Origin of the sequence: Marinobacterium marinum, from assembly GCF_013868415.1 — a bacterium.
Classification (GTDB): Bacteria; Pseudomonadota; Gammaproteobacteria; order Pseudomonadales; family Balneatricaceae; genus Marinobacterium; species Marinobacterium marinum.
Genome location: NZ_JACEMT010000053.1, coordinates 127,488 through 150,061, shown reverse-complemented (window position 1 = coordinate 150,061; position 22,574 = coordinate 127,488). Strand labels below are relative to the sequence as shown.

General features: G+C 58.8%; 21 protein-coding genes. 9 read left to right on the top strand and 12 right to left on the bottom strand.

What is annotated here, in order from left to right; genetic code table 11:
* Nucleotide 1: 1 nt before the first annotated feature.
* Nucleotides 2-2,251 carry a DNA topoisomerase IV subunit A gene (gene parC, locus H1S06_RS13845; protein ID WP_181741229.1) on the bottom strand — a complete coding sequence of 750 codons (2,250 nt, stop codon included), beginning with the start codon at nt 2,249-2,251 and terminating at the stop codon, nt 2-4.
* A gap of 265 nt (nt 2,252-2,516) precedes the next feature.
* Between parC and H1S06_RS13840 the strand changes: the two genes are divergently transcribed.
* From H1S06_RS13840 to H1S06_RS13810, 7 genes are all read left to right on the top strand, one after another.
* Nucleotides 2,517-4,409, top strand: a complete 1,893-nt coding sequence (locus tag H1S06_RS13840; protein WP_181741227.1) for a TonB-dependent receptor plug domain-containing protein — start codon at nt 2,517-2,519, stop codon at nt 4,407-4,409.
* A gap of 81 nt (nt 4,410-4,490) precedes the next feature.
* Entirely contained in the window at nt 4,491-4,652 is a 162-nt protein-coding gene (locus tag H1S06_RS13835; protein ID WP_181741225.1) for a hemin uptake protein HemP, read from the top strand.
* A 103-nt stretch (nt 4,653-4,755) separates the two neighbouring features.
* Nucleotides 4,756-5,835, top strand: a complete 1,080-nt coding sequence (locus tag H1S06_RS13830) for a hemin-degrading factor (RefSeq protein WP_181741223.1) — start codon at nt 4,756-4,758, stop codon at nt 5,833-5,835.
* Nucleotides 5,832-6,719, top strand: coding sequence for a heme/hemin ABC transporter substrate-binding protein (locus tag H1S06_RS13825; RefSeq protein ID WP_255483109.1), 888 nt, complete (start codon nt 5,832-5,834; stop codon nt 6,717-6,719). Before H1S06_RS13830 ends, H1S06_RS13825 begins: the two co-directional genes overlap by 4 nt.
* Complete coding sequence (locus H1S06_RS13820) at nt 6,709-7,749, top strand: FecCD family ABC transporter permease (protein ID WP_181741220.1); 1,041 nt, start codon at nt 6,709-6,711, stop codon at nt 7,747-7,749. Before H1S06_RS13825 ends, H1S06_RS13820 begins: the two co-directional genes overlap by 11 nt.
* Nucleotides 7,746-8,522: a heme ABC transporter ATP-binding protein gene (locus H1S06_RS13815; RefSeq protein WP_181741218.1), complete on the top strand. Its 777-nt coding sequence runs from the start codon at nt 7,746-7,748 to the stop codon at nt 8,520-8,522. Before H1S06_RS13820 ends, H1S06_RS13815 begins: the two co-directional genes overlap by 4 nt.
* 82 nt (nt 8,523-8,604) lie before the next feature.
* Nucleotides 8,605-8,934, top strand: a complete 330-nt coding sequence (locus H1S06_RS13810; protein WP_181741216.1) for a hypothetical protein — start codon at nt 8,605-8,607, stop codon at nt 8,932-8,934.
* Nucleotides 8,935-8,977: 43 nt separating this feature from the next.
* Here H1S06_RS13810 and H1S06_RS13805 read toward each other — a convergent pair whose 3' ends face one another.
* On the bottom strand, nt 8,978-9,451 hold the full coding sequence (locus H1S06_RS13805; protein ID WP_181741214.1) for an LEA type 2 family protein: 474 nt from the start codon (nt 9,449-9,451) through the stop codon (nt 8,978-8,980).
* A 154-nt stretch (nt 9,452-9,605) separates the two neighbouring features.
* On the opposite strand from H1S06_RS13805, the gene H1S06_RS13800 reads away from it, so the two are divergent.
* Nucleotides 9,606-10,427, top strand: coding sequence for a TlpA disulfide reductase family protein (locus H1S06_RS13800; protein ID WP_181741212.1), 822 nt, complete (start codon nt 9,606-9,608; stop codon nt 10,425-10,427).
* On the opposite strand, the gene H1S06_RS13795 is transcribed toward H1S06_RS13800, so the two are convergent.
* Together H1S06_RS13795 and H1S06_RS13790 are read right to left on the bottom strand one after the other, a co-directional pair.
* The gene (locus H1S06_RS13795; RefSeq protein ID WP_181741210.1) at nt 10,412-11,002 is read right to left on the bottom strand and encodes a YcbK family protein; all 591 of its coding nucleotides are present in this window, start codon (nt 11,000-11,002) and stop codon (nt 10,412-10,414) included. The genes H1S06_RS13800 and H1S06_RS13795 overlap by 16 nt on opposite strands.
* Before the next feature lie 93 nt (nt 11,003-11,095).
* Entirely contained in the window at nt 11,096-12,751 is a 1,656-nt protein-coding gene (locus H1S06_RS13790) for a L,D-transpeptidase family protein (RefSeq protein WP_181741208.1), read from the bottom strand.
* Between the two features lie 137 nt (nt 12,752-12,888).
* On the opposite strand from H1S06_RS13790, the gene H1S06_RS13785 reads away from it, so the two are divergent.
* Nucleotides 12,889-15,018: a hypothetical protein gene (locus tag H1S06_RS13785; protein WP_181741206.1), complete on the top strand. Its 2,130-nt coding sequence runs from the start codon at nt 12,889-12,891 to the stop codon at nt 15,016-15,018.
* Nucleotides 15,019-15,091: 73 nt separating this feature from the next.
* Here the strand turns inward: H1S06_RS13785 and parE are convergent, their stop codons facing one another.
* The 8 genes from parE to recJ form a co-directional block, all read right to left on the bottom strand.
* The gene (gene parE / locus H1S06_RS13780) at nt 15,092-16,987 is read right to left on the bottom strand and encodes a DNA topoisomerase IV subunit B (protein ID WP_181741204.1); all 1,896 of its coding nucleotides are present in this window, start codon (nt 16,985-16,987) and stop codon (nt 15,092-15,094) included.
* Between the two features lie 13 nt (nt 16,988-17,000).
* Nucleotides 17,001-17,618: a YqiA/YcfP family alpha/beta fold hydrolase gene (locus tag H1S06_RS13775; protein ID WP_181741202.1), complete on the bottom strand. Its 618-nt coding sequence runs from the start codon at nt 17,616-17,618 to the stop codon at nt 17,001-17,003.
* Nucleotides 17,611-18,405 (bottom strand): metallophosphoesterase, encoded by a 795-nt coding sequence (locus H1S06_RS13770; RefSeq protein WP_181741200.1) that lies wholly within the window; start codon nt 18,403-18,405, stop codon nt 17,611-17,613. The genes H1S06_RS13775 and H1S06_RS13770 overlap by 8 nt, the downstream gene beginning before the upstream one ends.
* On the bottom strand, nt 18,402-18,845 hold the full coding sequence (locus H1S06_RS13765) for a DUF1249 domain-containing protein (protein ID WP_181741198.1): 444 nt from the start codon (nt 18,843-18,845) through the stop codon (nt 18,402-18,404). The genes H1S06_RS13770 and H1S06_RS13765 overlap by 4 nt, the downstream gene beginning before the upstream one ends.
* The gene (locus H1S06_RS13760) at nt 18,835-19,467 is read right to left on the bottom strand and encodes an NUDIX domain-containing protein (RefSeq protein WP_181741196.1); all 633 of its coding nucleotides are present in this window, start codon (nt 19,465-19,467) and stop codon (nt 18,835-18,837) included. The genes H1S06_RS13765 and H1S06_RS13760 overlap by 11 nt, the downstream gene beginning before the upstream one ends.
* An 84-nt stretch (nt 19,468-19,551) precedes the next feature.
* Nucleotides 19,552-20,397 carry a deoxyribonuclease IV gene (gene nfo / locus H1S06_RS13755; protein ID WP_181741194.1) on the bottom strand — a complete coding sequence of 282 codons (846 nt, stop codon included), beginning with the start codon at nt 20,395-20,397 and terminating at the stop codon, nt 19,552-19,554.
* Between the two features lie 136 nt (nt 20,398-20,533).
* A complete protein-coding gene (locus tag H1S06_RS13750) occupies nt 20,534-20,713 on the bottom strand; it encodes a hypothetical protein (RefSeq protein ID WP_181741192.1) in 180 nt (59 codons plus the stop codon).
* 99 nt (nt 20,714-20,812) lie between these two features.
* Nucleotides 20,813-22,555 (bottom strand): single-stranded-DNA-specific exonuclease RecJ, encoded by a 1,743-nt coding sequence (recJ, locus tag H1S06_RS13745; RefSeq protein WP_181741190.1) that lies wholly within the window; start codon nt 22,553-22,555, stop codon nt 20,813-20,815.
* Nucleotides 22,556-22,574: the final 19 nt, after the last annotated feature.

Below are 22,574 nucleotides of genomic sequence, written 5' to 3'. Positions count from 1 at the left end.
ATCAGGCGTCCAGCACGTCCAGACTGTCCACTTTCTGATACCCGCGCGGCAGCTTGTTGCCGCGTCGGCCGCGCTCGCCACGATAATGGTCCAGCTCACCTCCCTTGAGCTTCAAATGCTGGCGGCCAGCATTCACGACCAGGGTATCATCCGGCCCCAACACGACAATGCGTGTCATCAGCTCCTCTCGTGCGGCCGCTTTAGCGGCAGGGATATTGATCACCTTGTTACCCTTGCCACGCGCCAACTCCGGCAGCTCGGCCACCGGGAACACCAATAGCCGTCCTTCATTGCTGACAGCCGCGACCAGGGATTCGTCGTTTGGCACCAGTGCCGGTGGCAGTATCTTGGCCCCGGCAGGCAGTGTTAGGGCCGCCTTGCCGTTCTTGGTCTTACTGGTCAGCTGATCAACACGTGTCGTAAAGCCGTATCCCGCATCGGACGCCAGCAAAACCACATCACTGTCACGGCCGCACACCAGGGCATCCACCACAGCCCCTTTGGGCAGGCTGACGTGTCCGGTAACCGGCTCCCCCTGGCCACGCGCTGATGGCAATTTGTGCGCTTCCAGCGTGTAACTCCGTCCGGTCGAATCCAGCAAAATACAGGGCTGATTCATCCTTCCCTGACTGGCCAGCTTGAAACCGTCACCTGATTTGTAGCTCAACCCGCCCGCATCGATATCGTGCCCCTTGGCGGCACGAATCCAGCCCTGCTTGGACAACACGATAGTAACGGGGTCCGCGCTGAGCAGGTCCTTCTCGTTGAACGCCTGAGCCTCGTGACGCTCCACCAGCGGCGAGCGACGCGCATCACCGAACTCCTCGGCTGTCGCTTCAATCTCTTCGCGAATCAGAGCCCGCATCAACTCGTCAGAACCCAGTATTTCTTCAAGATGCTGACGCTCCTGATCAAGCTCATCCTGCTCACCACGAATCTTGAATTCTTCCAGGCGCGCCAGATGACGCAGCTTGAGATCCAAAATCGCATCCGCCTGCACATCGCTCAATTCAAAGCGACACATCAATTCTTCTTTTGGGCGGTCTTCTTCCCGAATAATCGCGATCACCTCGTCAATATTGAGGTACGCGACCATCAGGCCTTCCAGGATATGCAGGCGGTCACGCACCTTCTGCAAACGATACTCAAGACGACGGCGCACCATACCGGTTCGCCAGCTCAACCATTCAGTCAGAATCTGCTTCAGATCCTTGACCTGCGGCCGACCGTCGATTCCGATCATGTTCAGGTTGACACGGTAACTGCGCTCCAGGTCAGTCGTCGCAAACAGGTGAGCCATCAGTTGCTCGCAATCGATCCGATTCGAGCGCGGCACGATGACCAGGCGCGTGGGGTTTTCATGATCCGACTCATCACGCAGATCACTGACCATCGGCAGTTTCTTCTGCTGCATCTGCGCCGCGATCTGTTCCAGCACCTTGGCACCGGACACCTGAGCCGGCAATGCGGTGATCACGACCTCACCTTCTTCCCGGTTCCAGATGGCACGCATGCGGAAACTGCCCTTGCCACTGGCATACAGCTTTTTCAGCTCTTCGGTCGGAGTGATGATTTCGGCCTCGGTCGGCATGTCCGGCCCCGGCACCAGGGCGCAGATATCCTCAAGCGTCGCCATCGGATGATCCAGCAGGTGACAGCAAGCAGCCGCCACCTCGCGCAGGTTGTGTGACGGTATATCGGTTGCCATGCCCACCGCAATGCCGGTACCGCCGTTCAGCAGTACATTGGGCAATCGGGCCGGTAATACCTCGGGCTCATTCATTGAGCCATCAAAGTTGGGCACCCAGTTCACGGTTCCCTGCCCCAACTCCTTGAGCAGGACTTCTGCATAGGGTGCCAGACGCGACTCGGTGTAACGCATGGCCGCAAACGATTTGGGGTCATCCGGCGAGCCCCAGTTGCCCTGCCCATCCACCAGCGGATAGCGATAACTGAACGATTGAGCCATCAGCACCATCGCCTCATAACAGGCGGAATCACCATGGGGGTGAAACTTACCCAGCACATCACCGACGGTACGGGCCGACTTTTTGTGCTTGGCCGTCGCCTTGAGCCCCAGTTCGGACATCGCATACACAATACGCCGTTGTACCGGCTTCATGCCATCGCCCAGATGCGGCAAGGCACGGTCCAGAATGACGTACATGGAGTAATCCAGATACGCCTTTTCGGTAAAATCTCGAAGTGACAGCTGCTCGGTTTCGCCGTCAAACGTGGTGTCTACACTCATCAACTGATCCTTGCACGGAAGCGCCCACAACCTGATATGGGGCCAATTGCGGATATGGCGGCAGTATGCCAGCTCATCCGCGAATGCGCACCTGCACCCTTACCAATTGATATCGAATATCATTTGCATCAAGAGGCAGTTCTGTTATGCTCCCAAGTGTTCATAGGCTCTCCCGCCAGCCAGGCTCTCTCCCTCTCTCCCTTTCTCTGAGCCAAGCCAGCCTCGCCGCCTACTTAATTCAAAACAAGACAAGGCTTGAGGCATCATGCGTACCCGTTTTTCCCTGCATCTGTTGGCACTGGCGCCCCTGGGGCTCGTGCTCACGTCTCCGGTGACCGCTGCGGCGTCCATGGACAACCATGTTATTACCGCCAAGGCTCCAGTGGACGCTACCCGTTATTCAGGCACCGTCAGCGTGCTCACCGCCGACGACATTCGCCGTTCGGGTGCCACCACCCTATCCCGCGCATTACAGCACCTGCCGGGGGTTTACTTGAGCCACACCGGCAACGTATCACAGCAGGCACCGCGAATTCGCGGTTTTTCCCATGAACAAACCCTGGTACTGATTGATGGCAAGCGTGTCCCCAATACTGACCGCAACCTGAGCTTTGCGCCAGCCTATCGCTATAACTGGGTTCCCATGAGTCAGGTCGAGCGCATTGAAGTCATTCGCGGTCCGGGCTCCAGCCTATATGGTGCCGATGCCATGGCCGGTGTCATCAACATCATCACCAAAAAGGCCAGCAGCCAATGGCAGGGGAACCTGAACGGCAGCCTGGGCCACTTGGACGGCTCGCATCAGAACGACGATTTTGGCGCTGCCCTGCGAGGGCCGCTGGGAGACAAGGCCGACCTCAGCCTGTCCGTTTCCGAACGCAACGAGGATGCCATCAAGGACGACAACGGTGCCTCATTGACCTCCGACATGCGCTCTCGCACCTTGCAGGCTGATCTGGGCTTCGATTTCAATACCGACAACCGGCTGGAACTGGGCCTGCTGTACGGTGAAGAAAAGGGCGGGGATATCGACATCTCCGACTTCATGGGTACCACATACACCAGTGACTACCGTCTGGACCAAACGCGCCGCCGCCTGAGCGCCGACTATCTGACACGCCTGGGCGGTTTCGACTTTCAGGCCGGAGCCAGCCAGGGCAAAGCCGACCTGACCGAGGGCCGCAGCGACTGGACCATCGATGAAGACAACTATCAGCTTGAATTGAATGGTGCTCTGGGTACCTCACAACACCTGAATATGGGCCTGCAACATCGTCGCGAAACCGTATCCCGCAGTGACATGAACTTTCACGAACAGGTCGATGCAACTACTCTGACACTGCAGGATATTATTGCCCTGACCTCCGAACACAGCCTGACCCTCGGGCTGGCCTACGATCATCACAGCAAGTACGACGCTGAATTCAGCCCCAAACTGTACTGGAACTGGCAGGATGACTCGGGTTGGGGACTCAGAGCCGGCTATGGCCAAAGCTATCTGGCACCATCCTTGCGGGAAGGCTCATCCGAGTACGTGATCCAGGCCGGCCCCTTCCGCCGTTACGAAGGCAACGACGACCTTCAGCCTGAAACCAACCGCACCTATGAACTGGGCCTGAGCTATATCCAACCGGACTGGCGCAGCAAGTTGACCCTGTTCCACAACCGAATCGACAACCTGATCAGCACCCGCGAATTCCAGCAGGGTCCCGTGACCGTTGCCCGTTACAGTAACGTCAACAAGGCCCAGACCCAGGGACTGGAAGCCGAGTTTGATCTGAACCCGACCGAACACAGCCGCGTCAGCGTCAACTATACCTGGCTGGACAGTCAAAACCGCTCGGGACCCCATGACGGCAAAACACTGGTCGATACCCCCGAACATCTATTCAAGGTAAGACTGGAACACGACCTCCCCCGGCATGACAGCACTCTGTATGCCGCCTGGCGCTACACCGGCAGCCAGTACACCAACGCCATCAACAGCGACAAACTGGATGCCTATCAAGTTGTCGATCTGGGCCTTGGAACCCGGCTGGGCGCACATGCCCACATGCGTTTCGGCATCAACAACCTGTTTGACGAGGTCATCGAGCAGGGGGGGGAATTGCTGGAACCGGGCCGCGAGCTGAAACTGACGCTGAGCGCCGATTTCTGACGAAGGCCAGAATAGACTTGCATTAAAACTTAATGCGCATTATTCTCATTTGCATCCAATATCGAACCAAGGATAGTCAAGATGCCCAACAAGACCGAAATGCACAACGACGATGCCCGTAATGCTCCCTGGATACGCAGCGACGAGCTGGTTCCGGGACCGTCCGGTCTGGTAATCCTGCACAACGATGAGCCCTATCGGTTGCGTATTACGCGCAAGGGCAAATTGATTTTGACCAAGTAACCTTTCACCCAACCAACAGTGACTAGCCAGCACGCCACGCGTTGTCAGCCAACTCTGTTACTTGATACCGGCCTTTACAATCAGGGCAAGGAGACAGACGGGTATGCACGCCGCATTCAACATTCCGATTACAACATCCGCGCTGCATAGCGCCTACTCTCGGCTTCAACATGAACACTCGCACCTGCGCCGTCGGGACCTGGCAGCCGCACTGGACTGCAGCGAAGCCGAGCTGATCGATGCCCAGCTGGACTGTCGTCGCCTGCGTCTGCAGGAAGACTTCCCGCAATTGATCGAGCAGCTGCACCAACTGGGCTACATCATGACACTAACGCGTAACGAGGCGGCCGTACACGAGCGCAAGGGTCGTTTCCCTCACGCCCACATTCACCGCCCAATCGGACTGGTCATGGCAGACGATCATAAAATCGATCTGCGTATTCTGCTGAACCACTGGCATCAGGGCTTTGCGGTTGCCGAACCGATCAAGGACGGCGTTCGCTACAGCCTCCAGTTCTTTGACGTTCACGGCGTAGCCATTCAGAAAATTTTTCTCCAGCCCGACAGCAACCTTCAGGCCTACTTCACTCTGCTCGAACAGTTCCGCGCCGAGGATCAGGACAGTCCACTCCATTTCAAGCCGCAGGCTCATGGCGCCGAAGATACGCCAGACACTCGCATTGACACCCCTGCCCTGATCCATGACTGGCAAAACATGACCGATGTGCATCAGTTCTTCGGCATGCTGAAAAAACACGGCGTCTCGCGCCAACAGGCCCTCCGCCTGGCCGGCCCGACCTGGGCGCAGGCCTTCGCCCCTGAGCGGCTGGAAACACTGTTGACTCAGGCCGCCAAACAGGCCTTGCCGCTCATGTGTTTTGTCGGCAACACGGGCAACATCCAAATCCATTCAGGGCCCGTCAAGCATATCAAACCACTCGGCCCCTGGCTCAACGTGCTTGACCCAGAATTCAACCTGCATCTGCAAATGGAGCGCATCAGTACAGCCTGGCTCGTCCGCAAACCGTCTCGGGATGGCATCATCACGTCGCTGGAGCTGTATCTGGCCAATGGTGACATTGCCGTCCAGTTCTTTGGCGTACGTACCGAAGGCAGCCCGGAAAACCCAGATTGGCGCCGCCTGGCCGAATCGCTCCTGCAATCGGAGCGGGCGTGCGCATGAACAGGCTCTGGTCACAACTGACAATCCCTCTGGTCGGCCTGTCTCTGCTGGGACTGATGCTGGCCGGACCGGCACAGGCCACCCCGGAGCGCATTGTCAGTGCGGATGGGGCCTTGACCGAAATCCTGTATGCCCTGGGGGCGGATGCACAGCTTGCGGGGGTAGATACTACCTCCCTGTACCCGCCGAATGCACAGGATCTGCCCCAGATTGGCTATAAACGCGCCCTGTCGGTGGAGGGTGTGCTGTCACTGAACCCCGACCTGATGCTACTGACGGATGATGCCGGTCCCGAGAAGGCTCTGCTGCAGCTGGATCACAGCCGGGTCCCCATGCATACCTTTTCATCCGAGCCAACCCTTGAAGCCGTGCGCGAAAAAATTCTCGGTGTGGCTCGCCTGCTGGATAAGCTCGATCAGGGCCAAGCACTGTGGCAGCGCATCGCCCGAGAGGTCGACGCTGCCCGGGCTGCCGGCCAGCAGGTGCAACGGCCCGTCAAGGTCCTGTTTGTTCTCGGCCTGAATGATCGCAGCCCATTGGTCGCGGGACGCAACAGCCACGCCGATACCATGATCAAGCTGGCGGGCGGCATCAATGTGATCGACAGTTTCGACGGCTATAAAACCATTTCACCCGAGGCCGTCGCCATGACCGAGGCCGATGTAGTGCTGATGATGGAACAACGCAATCAGGCCACCACTGCCGAAAAACTGTTTAAACAGCCCGGTTTCTCCAGTCTCCCCGCCGCTACCGAGCACCAGCTGATCAAGCAGGATGGGCTCTTGATGCTGGGGTTTGGCCCCCGCATCGGGCAGGCCGTGCGCCAACTGCATGCCGCCTTTTATCCTGCAACATCTTTGACGGAGGTCGTTCATGCTCGCTAGGGCTCATTTGGGCCGTCAGGTACTGGTCGTACTGGGTGTATTGCTACTGATGGTCATGCTGTTTTCCACCACCGTCGGCCCGATGCATATCCTCTGGCGTGACAGCCTGGATGTTCTGATCGGCCTGGGTGGCAGCAACGGCCCGGCAGACACCATCATCACATCAATCCGCTTGCCTCGCGCTCTGTTGGGCATGCTGGTTGGTGCTGCGCTTGCCGCCAGCGGAGCCGCCATTCAGGGACTGTTTCGCAACCCGCTGGCCGATCCGGGACTGATCGGTGTTTCAGGCGGAGCCGCTCTCGCCGCCGTAGCCGTCATCGTGCTCGGCGGTACCACCCTGGGGTCACTGGTCAACTGGATGGGCCCGTATAGTCTCATGCTGGCTGCCTTCGGCGGCGGTTTTGCCACTACTTTGATTGTGGCTCGCATCGCCACGACACGCACCGGCGGAACCTCCACCAATACACTACTGCTGGCCGGTATTGCCATCAATATCATTACCGGTGCCGGTATCGGCCTGTTCACGTACATGGCCGATGACACTCAGCTGCGTACCCTGACCTTCTGGTCCATGGGGAGCCTGGGGGGCGCACTCTGGGAGGTTGTCCTCAGTGCCGGATCATTGATTGTTCTGGTTCTGCTGTTGCTGCCGGGGCTGGCACGTCCCTTGAACGCACTATTGCTGGGCGAGTCTGAAGCCCGCCATCTCGGCGTGAATGTCGATCGCGTCAAGCGCCGAGTCATGCTGCTCAGCGCACTGGCCGTCGGTGCAGCCGTGGCCGCAGCCGGCATGATCGGGTTTGTCGGACTGGTCGTTCCCCACCTGGTCCGCCTCACACTGGGCCCCGACCACCGTTATCTGCTGCCGGCATCCGCCTTGCTGGGTGGTCTGTTCCTGCTGGTGGCCGATATGCTCGCGCGTACGCTGATAGCACCGGCCGAGCTGCCGATCGGACTTCTGACCTCCATCATCGGCGGCCCCTTCTTTATCGCATTGATCATGCTGCAACGTCGGAGGTATTCACTATGACACTGGGCGCCACCGCACTGGGCTATCGGATCGGCCACTCTCAATTACTGGAAGGCGTTGATCTGGATATTCAACCCGGTCGGATGACAGCGGTTCTGGGCCCTAACGGCGCGGGTAAAAGTACCCTGCTTCGCCTGCTGGCCGGCGAGATGGCACCGGATTCCGGCACTATCCACCTCAATGGACGCCGCTACCAGCACTGGAGCCGAGAGGAAGTCGCCCGTCAGGTAGCGGTACTGCCGCAAAGCTCATCGCTCGGCTTTGCCTTCACTGCGCTGGAAGTCGTACTGATGGGGCGTATCCCGCACGCCAGCGGGCATACACGGGATCTGGAAATCGCCCAAGCGTGTCTGCAGGAAACCGATTGCTGGCATCTGCGTCATCGTCCGTTCCCGGTCCTGTCCGGCGGCGAACAGCAGCGCATCCAGCTGGCACGCGTCTTGGCCCAGCTGCAAGACCAAACCGACAATCATCCCCGCTATCTGCTGCTGGATGAACCGACCGCCGCACTGGACCCCGCCCATCAGCTGCTGACGCTGCAATTGGCCCGCAGACGGGCGGACCAGGGGATGGGCGTACTGGTGATTCTGCACGACCTCAATCTGGCGGCCCGCTTTGCGGACCGGGTGCTTCTGCTGCAGCAGGGACACCCGCTGGCTCTGGGGCCGACAGACGAAGTCCTCACGCCCGACCGGCTGTCCGGCCTCTATCAACTGCCAATGCAGGTCATCGATCACCCGAACGGACAGGGCAAGCTGGTGGTCAGTCTATAGGTATGACAGCGGGCACGCCCGCTGATTACTTTTCGGTCAATTGTGCTAGATTGAAGGCGATATCTCAGCAAGGAGCTGCCCCATGTCGACCGACAACAACCGCCTGTTACTGGAACTGGACCGTTATCGCCGGGAAATCAACCGCGAGATCATCAATCCCCACTTCCCCGAGATGACGCTGGACGACCTCAAGCCGGTGCTGACCATGGTCGCTCATGCCCGCGCCAACTACACGGCGGCCCTGATGAATCTGGCCACCACGGGTGAGGGCCAGGCACCAACTCCCGAACAGATCACCACCCTCAGACAGAGCCGTGAAACCTTCGACGAACTGGTCACGGCAGTCAACGCACTGGAAACCCTGATCTCACGCGACTACCTGGACGTCAAGACAGGCACTTCAGAGCACTAGACCCTGGCCAGGCAAGGTCTCTCATCGATGTCCTGCCGACGGCCTAACGCGTCGGCAACAGGGGCAGCTGCCCCTTTTCTTCCACACGTACCGGCCAACGCAGGCCGCCACCATCCAGCTTGGCCTCGACCCGATACTCAAGCGCCTCAATTTGCGGCGTGTTCATCAGCTCGGTCAGCAGGCGGATACCACCAAACAACGCCGGGGTTGCGCTGACTTCAACGGCCTGATCGGAGTATCCGGCCACCGCCGGCAGGTCTCGCGCCACACCGCTGAGAACCCGCTGATTCTGTAAATACAGGTTGTAGCTGATACCATCCAGGCGCAATGTTTGTCGGTTGGGATTGATCACCCGCAGGCCGATCAAAAATTGCGGTACGGCACCACGGCTGGACGGGTCCAGAGTCACGCCGGTCACTTCCAATGTAGGTGGCTCATACCCCGGCTGCAGGCCAGCACAGCCCGACAGGAACACGCCGAACATCAGTAGGCAGATGGTATAGAATCGAAGCCGCATAGTGTTTCCCTCGTTGAATTCGTCCGCCATTGAAGACAGCCACGGATGAAGCCTGGCTGAACCCAAGCCGCCCGGCGCGGTCCACTGTCAGACCTGCACCCGAACCTGAGCCGGATTATCGCGTCTGCGATCTGATAATTGAAGGAGTTTTGTCATGCAATCCCTGGCCCTGGGGCCTTTCGCCCTGTCCATCGATCGTTTGCTACTGCTGATTGCCGTATTGGCCGCGCTGTTTGCCGGCTGGATCAGCAGTCGCCGCCGTGGCCGTAACCCCGAGCCCGCGCTGCTGATGACCCTGCTGGTGGGGGTACTGAGCGCACGTCTCGGCTTCGTAATGCGCTACAGCAGTGATTACCTGGCCGATCCACTGCAGATCATCGACATTCGTGATGGCGGCTTCTGGTGGGTCAGCGGACTGGTCGGTGGCCTTCTCTGCAGCGCCGTCTACCTGTGGCGGCAACCGGCTCTGCGTCGCCCATTGAGTGTCGCACTTGCCACCGGCGCACTGGTCTGGGGCAGCACGGCAATCCCCTTGGCCCAGATCCAGAAAAGTACCCGTTCCCTGCCCAATATGGCGCTGATGACACCCGCCGGCCATCAGGTCAACCTGCAGGACTACACCGGTCATCCGATTGTCCTCAACATCTGGGCCAGCTGGTGCCCGCCCTGTGTCCGCGAAATGCCGGTGCTGGAACAGGCCCAGCATGATTACCCCGAGATTCAGTTTCTGTTTGCCAACCTGGGCGAAGACAGTGCAACCGTGGAGGCCTTTCTGGAGCAACTGGGCGTCGAACTGAGACATGTGCTGCTGGATCAGCAGAACCAGCTGGGCCTGCACTACGGTTCTCGTGCGTTACCGACAACCCTGTTCATTGATGCCCATGGCCAATTGCAGGACAGCCACCTGGGAGAGCTGTCCGTGGCCAGCCTGAAAAGTCGGCTGAACAGTATTCAGTCGACTCAACTGCCCCAGTAACGTACCCGTCCAGTATCGATATGCACAAAGTTGGAGCGGGTATAAAGGCCGACCCCGCCCACTTTGGCCTCACAAGCCAGCCGGTGCAGCTCACTCAGGGCGGTGCCCGGCAGGCGAATATCCAGCGCCCTTCCCTGCATATGCAGGCTTTTCTTGGCAACACCGCCGCTGGCAGATCGCAGCTGTGCATTGGTTTTCGGTGAACGGTAGCCGGATATGATCTGGAAGGGATTGCTATTACCGGTCAATCGCCGCAGGCGGTGCAACAGGTCCAGCAGTTTCGGGTCGATCGGATGCTCTTCACCGGTACGGAAATCCCGCAACAGGTGATTGATCTGCGCCAGGCTGGTGCTGATATATCGCCCTTCGACCCAATAGGTCGTACTCAGCTGTTCGCCGGTATGCAGATGATCCAACATCAACTCCCGTCCAGACAAGGCAGCAATATTGGCGCGGGCGGCCGGCAGGTGGAACAGGGCTGCCGAACCGACCAGCCCACCAATCAGGCGACGGCGTAAACGGCACTCCGGGCCATCGGTTTCGGAGCACTCGGAACGACGTGGCGTCAACAGCATAGGGAACCTCGAAAGATGAACTACTGTACAAAATACAAACAGATCGAGAATTCTACTCTACCGCATCGGATCTGACTACTTTTGGAGCATATTTTAAGGTCCGTCTCTATTCTCACCCAGTGGCACAGGCAGAGGGCCCAGAAATTCGACCATCCGCGCATCGAGACCATAGGCATCCGGGTAGTAGTATGCCTGACGGTCCTCATCCACCCAGACACTCAAATATACCAGGTAGACCGGCAGAGGCCGGGGCAGCATCAGATCACGAGGGCGGTCGGTGGTCAGCGCGGCGGACAACGGCGTATCGTCCAGCAGGGTCTGGGCCAAACGGTCGATCTCCCGCACGCGAATACACCCTGAACTGATATCGCGAGAGCGCCGGGCAAACAGAGACTGCTGCGGCGTGTCATGCAGGAAAATACTGTAGGGATTGGCCATGCCGAAACGTATCTTCCCCAGACTGTTCTGCGGCCCGGGACGCTGCCGCAACAAATAGTGGAAGTTCCGGCGCGAGACCGCCGTCCAGTCAACTGTTGTACTGTCGACCGGAACCCACTGCCCCTGTTGCCGCGCCAGTACTTCGATTCCCTGGCGCTCGAAATAGCGGGCGTCACGCTGCTGCTTGGGCAGCAGATCTTCAACCGCCAGCCGGAACGGAACATTCCAGTAGGGATTGACGGTCAGGCTGTTCATTTCAGCGACAAAGGACGGGCTCGGTCGTTGCGGCCGCCCGCTGATCACCGCATGACGTGCCACCACCTGGCCCTGTTCTACCAGGTCCAGACTGTACGACGCCGTCCGCACCAGCAGGTAACGTTCACCCAACGCGCTGGGCAACGCTCGCCAGCGGGCCAGATTCGCCCGCACGCGCTGGCGTCGCTCAACCGGGCTAAGCAGCATCAGAGCACGGGTTTCCGGCCCGTAGATGCCATCAACCTCCAGCCCTTCCCGCTGTTGATAACGGCGTACCGCATCAGCCACCTGTGGCGTGTATAACTCATCCGCCCTATCAACTTCAGGAGCCAGCAACCCCAATCGAACCAGCCCCTCACGCAAAACGGTAACATCGACATGCCGATCTCCCGGATGCAGCACGGCATTCGGCAGGCGCAGCGACTGGTATGGCCGCCGCGTCTGCTGCGCCAGCTTCGCATGCAGCGCCACCAACCGTTCATACTCTGCCGAGCGCGGCAGCAGATCGCCGAGCAACTGGTCAACGCTGCTACCCTGCTCCAGCCGAGACAGCAACGCCACCGAATCCAGCGACTTGGCCGGCAGCCGCCACAACGGATCAATTAGGGCCAGGTCAATCCCGCTGCCAGACAGATCACTGGCCAGCCGCATGAACGCGGCACTCATCAACAGGTCGTTCAACAGTATTTCGCTGCTGAACACGGGTATCGGGCTCCCTTTCACAGACACCAGACGCATCCGCTGACCGCCATAGGCGGCGGGATCCAGCCCCTGAGTGTAGGCACGCCCAAGCCAGGCAGCCAGCTGCTGACGCCGTTCCATCCGGGGAGATCCCCTGTGATCAGACCAGATCAACCGCCCATTCTGATTGGCATACAAACGCTGCAACTCGGGCCACTGCTCTATATCGACCCCGGGCAGCTCACCGCGTTGCCCAGCTGTCATCAAGGCCTGCAGGCGTACTGCCATCTCATCCGCCATGACGGCAAGCGGTGACAGTGATACCAGCAGTGGCAATAGCAGATGGCTGAACACCCGTATACCGGCGGCTTTCATCGCCCTTCCTTCACAGTTTTAGCTGTTCTCTACTATAGCCTGTTTTCACTTGATGTTATGCTTTGCCCCTTACGCAGGCACGGCAGTTTCAGGCCGGTCGCTGCAGAATTCATAACCCGAGTACGATGGAGAAACGGATGCAAAAATGGATAGGTGCGGGTGTACTGGTCGCGGTCGCAGGCGCAGGTATTGCCTGGCAACAGGGCTGGTTCGGTGACAACGGCAGCGGCTTGGGCGGCATTGGCAGCATCACCAGCAGTGAACCACTGACAGCCTACATCCCGGCGGACACCATCTTGTATGCCGGAGGCCATGCCGACGCCAAACAGATGGAATACCTGCAACAACTGCCGCTGATGGCCAACTCCCAGTTCCAGACCAAAGCATTGCTGGACGAGCTGCGACGCAGCAGCGGCAACCAGTCCCCGCAGGGCCGTTTTGGCGCGACCCTGCTGACCGACTTCATCAGCCACTCGGGCACCTATGGCGACATGGCCGAATTCTACGGCCTTGACATGACCCAACCTCAGGCCATCTACATGGATGGCATGGTACCCGTTGTCCGTTTCGGTCTGAAGGATGAAAGCAAGTTCTGGCAGGCACTGGAACAGGCATCTGCCGAAAGCGGTCTGCAGCCTCGCGAGGTGAGCATTGGCGAAACAGCGGTCAAACTCTGGCGTCTGAGCCCGGAAGACGAAAAATTGTTGGAGCTGGCGGTCAATGTTCGTGACGGCATTGCCACTATCACCGCCTTCCACTTCCTCGATCAGGAAGCAGACCAGAAACAGCGTCTGGCACTGGTCAAACCGGCGAAGTCTCTGGCTGACAGCGGCGAGCTTGAACAACTGCAGAAAACTTACAAGTTCGATACCAGCATGCAGGCGATCCTGCATTTCCACCGCCTGACCCAAGGCATCCTGCAGCCGGAAAGCAACGGTTTTGGACAAGACCTCAGCGCCCTGCTGACAGCTCTGGAAAAGCCGCTGCCCGCCCAGGAAATGGATGCAGCCTGCCGAACCGAACTGCTGGACCTGGTCGCCCAGGTACCACGCGCCGTTTCCGGTACGACCAGCACCCTGAATGGCAACCAGCTGGAAATGAACAACCGCTCCGTGCTGGAAATCAAAAATGCCGAAGTGGTTGAGACACTGTCGTCCATGCGCGGCCACGTTCCGAGCCATACTCGTCACTCCGACGGACAGATGCTTGGCTTCGGCATTGGCCTGGATATCGACAATCTGGTTCCGGCTGCCACGACCCTGTTCAACAAGGCGACCGCAACCGAATCCAGCTGTGACCACATTCGCCGTATTCAGAACGACCTCAGCGGCGCAAACCCGGCCATGCTGGGCATGTTCACGGGGATGATTCAGGGCTCCAAGGGCGCCGGTTTCTCCCTGTACGACCTGCAACTGGATGCCAACAAGCCGATTCCGTCCAGCTATGACTTCCTGGTAAGTGTCGCCACCAGCAATCCGCAGCCACTGCTGGGCATGCTGGCCATGTCGCCACTGGGTCAGCAGATCCAGATCCCGACGGATGGCAGCCTGGCCGACGTTGATCTGTCCTTCGTCGCACCGGGGCTGAGCCTCAAGGCCGGCATGCAAGGCAACCACCTGGTGGCTTTCGCCGGCGAAAAAGCCCAGGCAGCCGTCAATGCATTGAAGGAAGAATCCCTGGAGCCCAACGGCCTGTTCCAGCTCTCAGCCGACTATACCCGCTTTGCCGACCTGCTGGATGCCATCCCGCCCGAGCTTGCCAGTGAAATGAATACCGGCATGCCGGGTACCAGCGGTTGTGTAGCTCAGGCGCAACTGTCACACATGTTGCGCAGTCAGGGTCTCAACATCGACTACACGATCGGTGTCATCGATCAAGGCGTGAATACCGACATCAACATGCTGCTGGATACCTCCTCTCAGCTCCCCATCAATCCGGTGGGCACCTATACGCTGATGGACCAGACCTACGACTGCGCCTCTGGCGAAGCCCTGGGTACCGAGGAGATTCGCGACGATAAGACCGGCTCTTACACCTATGAGGTTGATGGCTGCGAAATCTACCGTTCCGAGTATACCTGGAGCCAGCAGGGCAACCGCCTCGATGTCATGCAGACCAAGGCTGAAAGCCGCAGCAGCTGTGAAGACGAGTGGAATCAGGATGAACTGGTCAATAGCCAGTGCCTGATGCTGCCGACCGAACAGGGTTTCCGCTGCCTCTACAGTGACGATGACCGTGAAGCTCTGTTCAACTATGTTCCTCGTTAAACACCTGTGACTTGAACGCAAACGCCGGGCATTGCCCGGCGTTTTTGTTTGTCCCGCACAACCTTGTCCCGCGTCAGATCACTTCCGCCAGGTTGCCCTTTTGTTCCAGCCAGCGTTTGCGGTCACCGGACCGCTTTTTCGCCAGCAGCATGTCCATGATTTCCATTGTTTCGTCACCACGCTCCAGGGTGAGCTGTACCAGGCGACGGGTATCCGGCGACATGGTGGTCTCCCGCAGTTGCAGCGGATTCATCTCGCCCAGCCCCTTGAAACGCTGCACGCCGATTTTGGCGTTCTTGCGTTCGGCCCGAATACGCTCAACGACCCCGTCCTTTTCCGCATCGTCCAGGGCGTAATACACCTCCTTGCCGAAATCGATACGGTACAGCGGCGGCATGGCTACATAAATATGTCCGGCTGCCACCAGCGGCCGGAAATGACGCACGAACAAAGCACACAGCAGAGTCGCAATATGCAGCCCGTCCGAGTCCGCATCCGCCAGAATACAGATACGGTTGTAGCGCAGTCCCTCCAGCTTGTCGGAACCGGGGTCAACGCCGATTGCCACCGAGATGTCATGAATTTCCTGCGAGCCCAACACTTCGGCCGGATCGACTTCCCAGGAATTCAGAATTTTGCCCCGCAACGGCATGATCGCCTGGAATTCACGATTGCGGGCCTGCTTCGCCGATCCCCCGGCCGAGTCGCCCTCGACCAGAAAGAGTTCCGACTGACTGGCATCCGCACCGGAGCAGTCCGCCAGCTTGCCCGGTAACGCCGGTCCCTGGGTCACTTTTTTGCGCACCACCTTGCGTCCGGCTCTCATCCGGCGCTGCGCGCTGGCAATTACCAGCTCGGCCAGTTTTTCGCCCTCTTCCACGTTGCTGTTCAGCCACAGCGAGAATGCATCCTTGATCGCGCCTGCAATAAACGCCGCAATCTGACGTGACGAAAGCCGTTCCTTTGTTTGCCCCGCAAACTGTGGGTCCTGAACCTTGGCCGACAGGATATAGCAGCAACGATCCCAGATATCGTCCGGGCTGAGCTTGACGCCACGGGGCAGCAGATTGCGGAACTCACAAAATTCACGCATGGCGTCCAGCAGACCGGTCCTCATACCGTTGACGTGTGTACCGCCCTGAGCCGTGGGAATCAGGTTCACATAACTTTCCGCCGTAACTTCACCGCCATCGGCCAGCCACTGCACCGCCCATTCAACAGCATCTTCTTCGCCCTTCAGGCTGCCGCTGAAAGGCTCCTGTGGCAAGGTTTCATACACCTGAGTCGTACCACGCAGGTAAGCCACCAGACCATCCTCGTAATACCACTCCTCCTGTTCCTTGGTACCACCGCTCAGGTCCGTGAAAATAACCTTGAGCCCCGGACAGAGTACGGCCTTGGCACGCAAATTGTGCTTCAGCCGAGGTACACTGAAACGGGGACTGTCAAAATATTTCGGGTCGGGTAAAAAGCGCACCTGAGTCCCGGTGTTGCGCTTGCCGCATGTGCCGACCACTTCCAGCTCTGACACTTTGTCGCCGTCGGCAAAACCGATGCGGTACACCTGGCCACCACGCTTGATTTCCACGTTCAGCAGTTTTGACAACCCGTTGACGACCGATACCCCTACACCATGCAGACCGCCGGAGAAGTTGTAGTTGTCGTTGCTGAATTTGCCGCCGGCATGCAGGCGGGTCAGAATCAGTTCGACCCCACTGACGCCCTCTTCCGGGTGAATATCCACCGGCATGCCGCGCCCGTCGTCAGACACGCTCAGCGAGCCATCCTCATGCAGGCACACCTCGATCTGCCGGGCATGACCGGCCAGCGCCTCGTCAACAGAGTTATCAATCACTTCCTGTGCCAGATGGTTCGGGCGGTCCGTCTCGGTATACATGCCGGGGCGCCGACGCACCGGGTCCAAACCACTGAGAACTTCTATTGCTCCGGCGTTGTATTGCTTCGACATCGAATCTTCCTGTTCAGAGAGAGGCTGCAGGCAGCGGCAAAGGCTCGGGCAGGTCCAGATGACCTTTGGCAAAAGCCCGAATGGCCGGTATCAGCGCCTCGAACTGTTCAAATCCATGACTGCCGCCGGGCTGTACAAACTGAGCACAGGCAGCGTACTTATCCACCGCTTCACGGTAGTCAATCGTTTCATCCGCCGTCTGCACCAGCAGCAGGTAGCGGGACGGATCATCAAGCTGTGGACAATGCAGCGCTTTCAGCTGGGCCAGATGCTCGGTGGTCAACTCATAATGATCCGCTGTGTACAAGTTGGTATTGTGTCCCAACCATTCTTCCAGCAGCCGGAAAGGGTAAACTGCCGGATTGACCAGGACCGCACGCAGCTCGGGATTGTGCTCTACCAGCCAGGTACTGTAATACCCTCCCAGCGAACTGCCCACCAGGGTTACGGGCCCGTTCGCCGCATCAATCTCGGCCTGCAGCTGCGCCATCGCCTGCCGTGGCCAGTGTGACAATGCCGGTACCCGTATTGTCCATTCACATCCCTGCATGGCGCGCTGCAGCAGCTGCGCCTTGACCGATTGCGGTGAACTGTTGAAACCGTGCACATAGATAATAACCGGCTCAGACATGCGGCCATTTCTCCTCGAAACCTGTGGATAACCATACTTCATGTGCCTGTATGCTGCCATCCGCCTCCAGTTCATACCAGCGACAGCCGGGTGTGGATAACTCAGGGTCAGTTTCCAGTGTGAAGGTCTCACATCCGCGAGCAAACTGCACCAGCGTCGAAGGGGCCGACCACAAGGGGCGGTGGACAAATTGAAGGGTCAGGGCTTGGTGTACATGACCGCATACCAGCCCTTGCACCTGAGGTGCCTGCTCCAGCAGCCTCTGCAGCGCCTCCGGGTTACCCAATCGAATTTCATCCTGCCAGCGACTGCCGGTGGCAACCGGATTATGATGCAGCGCCAATAACAGATACCGGTCCTGTAGTGCCGACAGCCGCTCCTGCAGCCAGTTCAGCTCCGCACCGGCCAGCGCGCCACTGCCGCGCCCATCCGGCCGCGCGGTGGTATCCAGCTGCAACAGGGTCCATCGACTGTCCAGCATGACCTCTTTACACCCCAGTTTGCCACCCTTGTCCACCGCTCGCATCAAGTCAATATCATCATGATTACCAGGTAGCCAGTGGCGCTCTCCCGCCAGGGGTTCGATCAGCTGCAACAGGCGGAGGTAAGCGTCAGAGCCAGAATGATGTGCCAGGTCGCCGCTCAACAGAATATGGTCGAATGGCGGCAACTCCAGCAGTCGGGCTACCAGCGCCGCCAGCCCGGCATCAGCATCTCGGCCATGAACCCTCTGGCCCGCCTGCGCCGGCAAATGGCAATCACTCAGCTGCAGCAGGCGTACACTCACCTGGCAAACACCTCTTCCAGTTGCTGACCATGCGCCAGACAATGGCCCAGCCACTCGCCCAAAAACGCATTCAACTGAGCCTTTTCATCCGGCTGGCGCATCTGCCGATTGGGGTAAGGATAGACACCGGACAACTGACGCCGCTGACGTGCGCAGATCACTTCGGCAACGCGAGCATCATGGTACAGACGCACGACCAGTTTAGGGGCCGTCAGCCAGTCAGAAGCATTTTCATAGCGCTGGGACACGACCACACTGGTAGTGTAGGTAAAGCGTTCATCCACCACCAGACTGACCACCGCCCGCTGGTTTTCCACGACGACCTGGAAATCGCGCCGATCACAGTCATCCAGGTCCGGCAGCAGCTTCATCAAACGCAGGTAGTTGGCTTCCCCCTGCGCCATCTGCCGCTTAAGATCGGGCACATACTTACGTTTCATGGGACACCTGCATGGATTGCAGTCGTCCATGATTCAGTTCCAGCCATTGCAGTGCAATGATGGCGGCCGCATTATTGACTTGGCCGTTACATACCAGCGCAAAGGCAGCGGCCCTCGAGAGCACGTGGACCTTGATATCTTCCCCTTCGCTTTCCAGCCCGTGTACGCCATCGGCCGTTCCTGAGTCGACCAGAGCACAAACCAGATCGATCCATTCATCGCAACCACCGGGGCTGGGAAAGTAACCGGTAATCGGAAAAATCCGGCCTAACTCCATGTCGGCTTCTTCCAGGCTTTCTCGCCGTGCAACCGCTTCCGCCGACTCGCCCGGCTCGACCATGCCGGCCACCAGTTCCAGTAACCAGGGGCTGTCCACCTTGCCCACCGCCCCGGCACGGAACTGCTCCACCAAAACTACCGCATCCGCTGCAGGGTCGTACAGCAATACGCAAACGGCATTGCCACGATCAAGCATTTCGCGCTGAATGCTCACGCGACCACCTTCAAAAAGGGGATGACTGAGCGTCAACCGGTGTAAACGGAAAAAGCCGTTGTACAGCGGCTCATCCTGTTCCAGGCGCACATCACGCTGATCAAATACGGGATTCCAGACAGGGGACATAGGGTTCACCTTGGTACTCTTGAATCAAACAGCGACTATACCACCGCCACCAGGCGAGCCCAACGCGTGGCCGAGCATCCTCCATCAGGCAGCAGCCAGTGCCCGTAGCTGCTGGATTTCGTCCGCCCAAATTTCCGGCTCGATCGTTTCCAGAACCAGCGGAATACCTTCAAAGCGTGGGTCCTGCATGATGTATTCAAACGGCGCCCAGCCAATTTCGCCCTGCCCCAGACTATGATGACGGTCGATACGACTCTCCAGCCCGCCCTTGGAATCGTTCAAGTGCATGCCGCGCAGATATTCGAAACCGATCAGCCGCTCAAACTCGGCAAAGGTGTGCTCACAGGCTTCTGCTGTACGCAGATCATAGCCGGCGGCAAAGGTATGACAGGTATCCAGGCAGACACCCACACGCGAGCGATCTTCGACCTGCTCGATAATGGCCGCCAACTGTTCGAAACGGAAGCCCAGATTCGAGCCCTGTCCCGCCGTGTTTTCAATCACGGCAACCACACCCTCGGTGTTGGCCAACGCCTGATTGATCGAGGCCGCAATGGTACTCAGACAGGTGGCTTCATCGACCTTGCGCAGATGACTGCCCGGATGAAAATTCAGAAGTTTCAGTCCCAGTTGTTCGCAACGCTGCATCTCGTCCAGAAAGGCGTTACGAGATTTGTCCAGCGCATCCGCTTCCGGGTGTCCCAGATTGATCAAATAGCTGTCATGCGGAAGAATCTGGTCGGCACCGAAGCCCAAACGCTCGCAGTTGGCCTTGAAGGCCTTGATGCTTTTGCCGGTCAGCGGCTTGGCGTCCCAGCGACGCTGATTTTTGGTGAACAGCGCAAAGGCGTTGGCCCCGATTCTGGCGGCATTCAGCGGAGCATTTTCCACTCCCCCGGCAGCGCTGACATGAGCTCCAATGTAGTACATGAAAACCTCTCGACAGTGTGATTGAGAACCTGTTCGAGGCCATCGCGGCCAGCTGAAAACAGGAAAAAATACCCCGCCTGATACCTGGCGGGGCATTCCGGGTCTGCTTTAACGCGGATCGAGTTCCGGCCGCCAGTCAGAGTTTGCAGGCACCGCCCAGGCAATCATCAAAGTCCAGGCTCTCCAGCTCGCTGCGCTCGGCATGAGCAGCCTTGAGACGGGTCAACAGATCGGATTCCACCCCATCCCGACTGGTGCCGGCACGCTCGAATACGTTCAGCAGTGCGGTCAGTTCTTCCAGTGTGAGTTCGTGCATGATTACTCCTCGGCCGGAATCGGGCCGGTTATCGTTGGCATTAAACGGGGCGCGTATCCTAGCCCAACCGCCGCGAAAACGACATACTCCGTCGTGTCATCAAACCGGATCCGCCCCAAGCCAATCCACCATCAATTGCAGTGTGCGTTGACCGCGAAATTCATTCACGTCCAGGCGATACACCAGACGCACTTTCTGAACGCCGTCATCGGGCCACACCTGAGTATCGACATTGAATGCAATGGCATCCAGTGCCAACGTACCACCTTCCGGCATCACCACCAGCTTCAAGTGACGCTGCCCCACAATGCGCTGTTGCAGCAGATGAAAGCGCCCTTCGAACAGAGGCTCGGGGAACTGGTGCCCCCAGGGGCCGGCATGACGCAAGGCTTCCGCCAGTTCCATGGAAAACGAGGCTTCCGGCAGCTCGCCATCAGTCAAAATCCGCTGCGTCAAATCATCAGCGTCCAGCTGGCGCCGCACTTCGTCATCAAAAGCTTCACTGAACGCGGTCAGGTCATCCGCCGCGATCGTCAGCCCCGCCGCCATGGCGTGCCCCCCGAACTTTTTCAGCAACCCGGGGTGCTTCGCCGCCACCGCATCCAGGCCGTCGCGGATATGAAAGCCGTTAATTGAGCGGGCCGATCCCTTGATCTCCCCCTCATCGCCCGGCGCAAACGCGATCACCGGACGATAAACGCGTTCCTTGATACGTGATGCCAGAATACCGATAACCCCCTGATGCCAATGCTCGTCATACAGACAGAGGCCAAATGGCAGACGGTGCTCATCTTTGAGACTCAGCTGCCCCAGCAGGTCCAGTGCCTGCTGTTGCATTTCCTGCTCGATGCCCCGACGTTCACGATTCAATTCATCCAGATCACGTGCCATCGACAAAGCGCGATCATAGTTTTCTTCCAGCAGACATTCGATGCCGATCGACATGTCTTCCAGGCGCCCGGCCGCGTTCAGTCGGGGCGCGATAGCATAGCCCAGATCGCTGGCCACTATCCGGTCACGACGCCGTCCCGACACTTCGATCAGCGCCAACAGACCGGGACGCGCCTTGCCGGCACGAATCCGCTGCAGTCCCTGCCATACCAGAGCCCGATTGTTCCGTTCCAACGGCACCACATCGGCCACCGTTCCCAGCGCCACCAAGTCCAATAAGTCGGCCAGATTCGGTGCCTGCGCTCCGAAGCGGCCTTGCGCATGCAAAGCCCTGCGCAAGGCAATCAGGACATAAAAGATCACGCCGACGCCACAGGTCGATTTGGCGATAAACTCGCACCCCGGCTGATTCGGGTTCACAATGGCGCAGGCCGCCGGCAACTCGGCACCCGCCAGGTGATGGTCCGTCACCAGAACATCGATGCCCAGCGCGTTGGCCCGGTCGACGCCCTCGATACTGGAAATACCGTTATCCACGGTAATGACCAGGTCAGGAGCACGCTGAGCTGCCACTTCGACGATTTCCGGGCTCAACCCGTAACCGTATTCGAAACGGTTCGGCACCAGATAATCCACATCGGCGGCACCCAGCATGCGCAGCCCCAACAGCGCCACCGCCGTGCTGGTCGCACCGTCACAGTCGAAATCACCAACAATCAGAATTTTCTGTTGCTGTTCAAGCGCCCTCAGCAGGCGCTCAACCGCTGCCGGCACACCCTTCATCTGGCTGTCGGGCAGCAACTCCTGCAGCCGACGCCCCAACTGTTCCGGGTTATCGATGCCGCGTGCGGCATAGACACGCGCCAGGACGGGATCAAGGCCGGACAGGCCCGGGTGGGCAGGGTCAATCGACAGCGCACGTTGCGCAATGATCGGGGCGGATACACTCATGCAGAACAGTCCAGCGGGT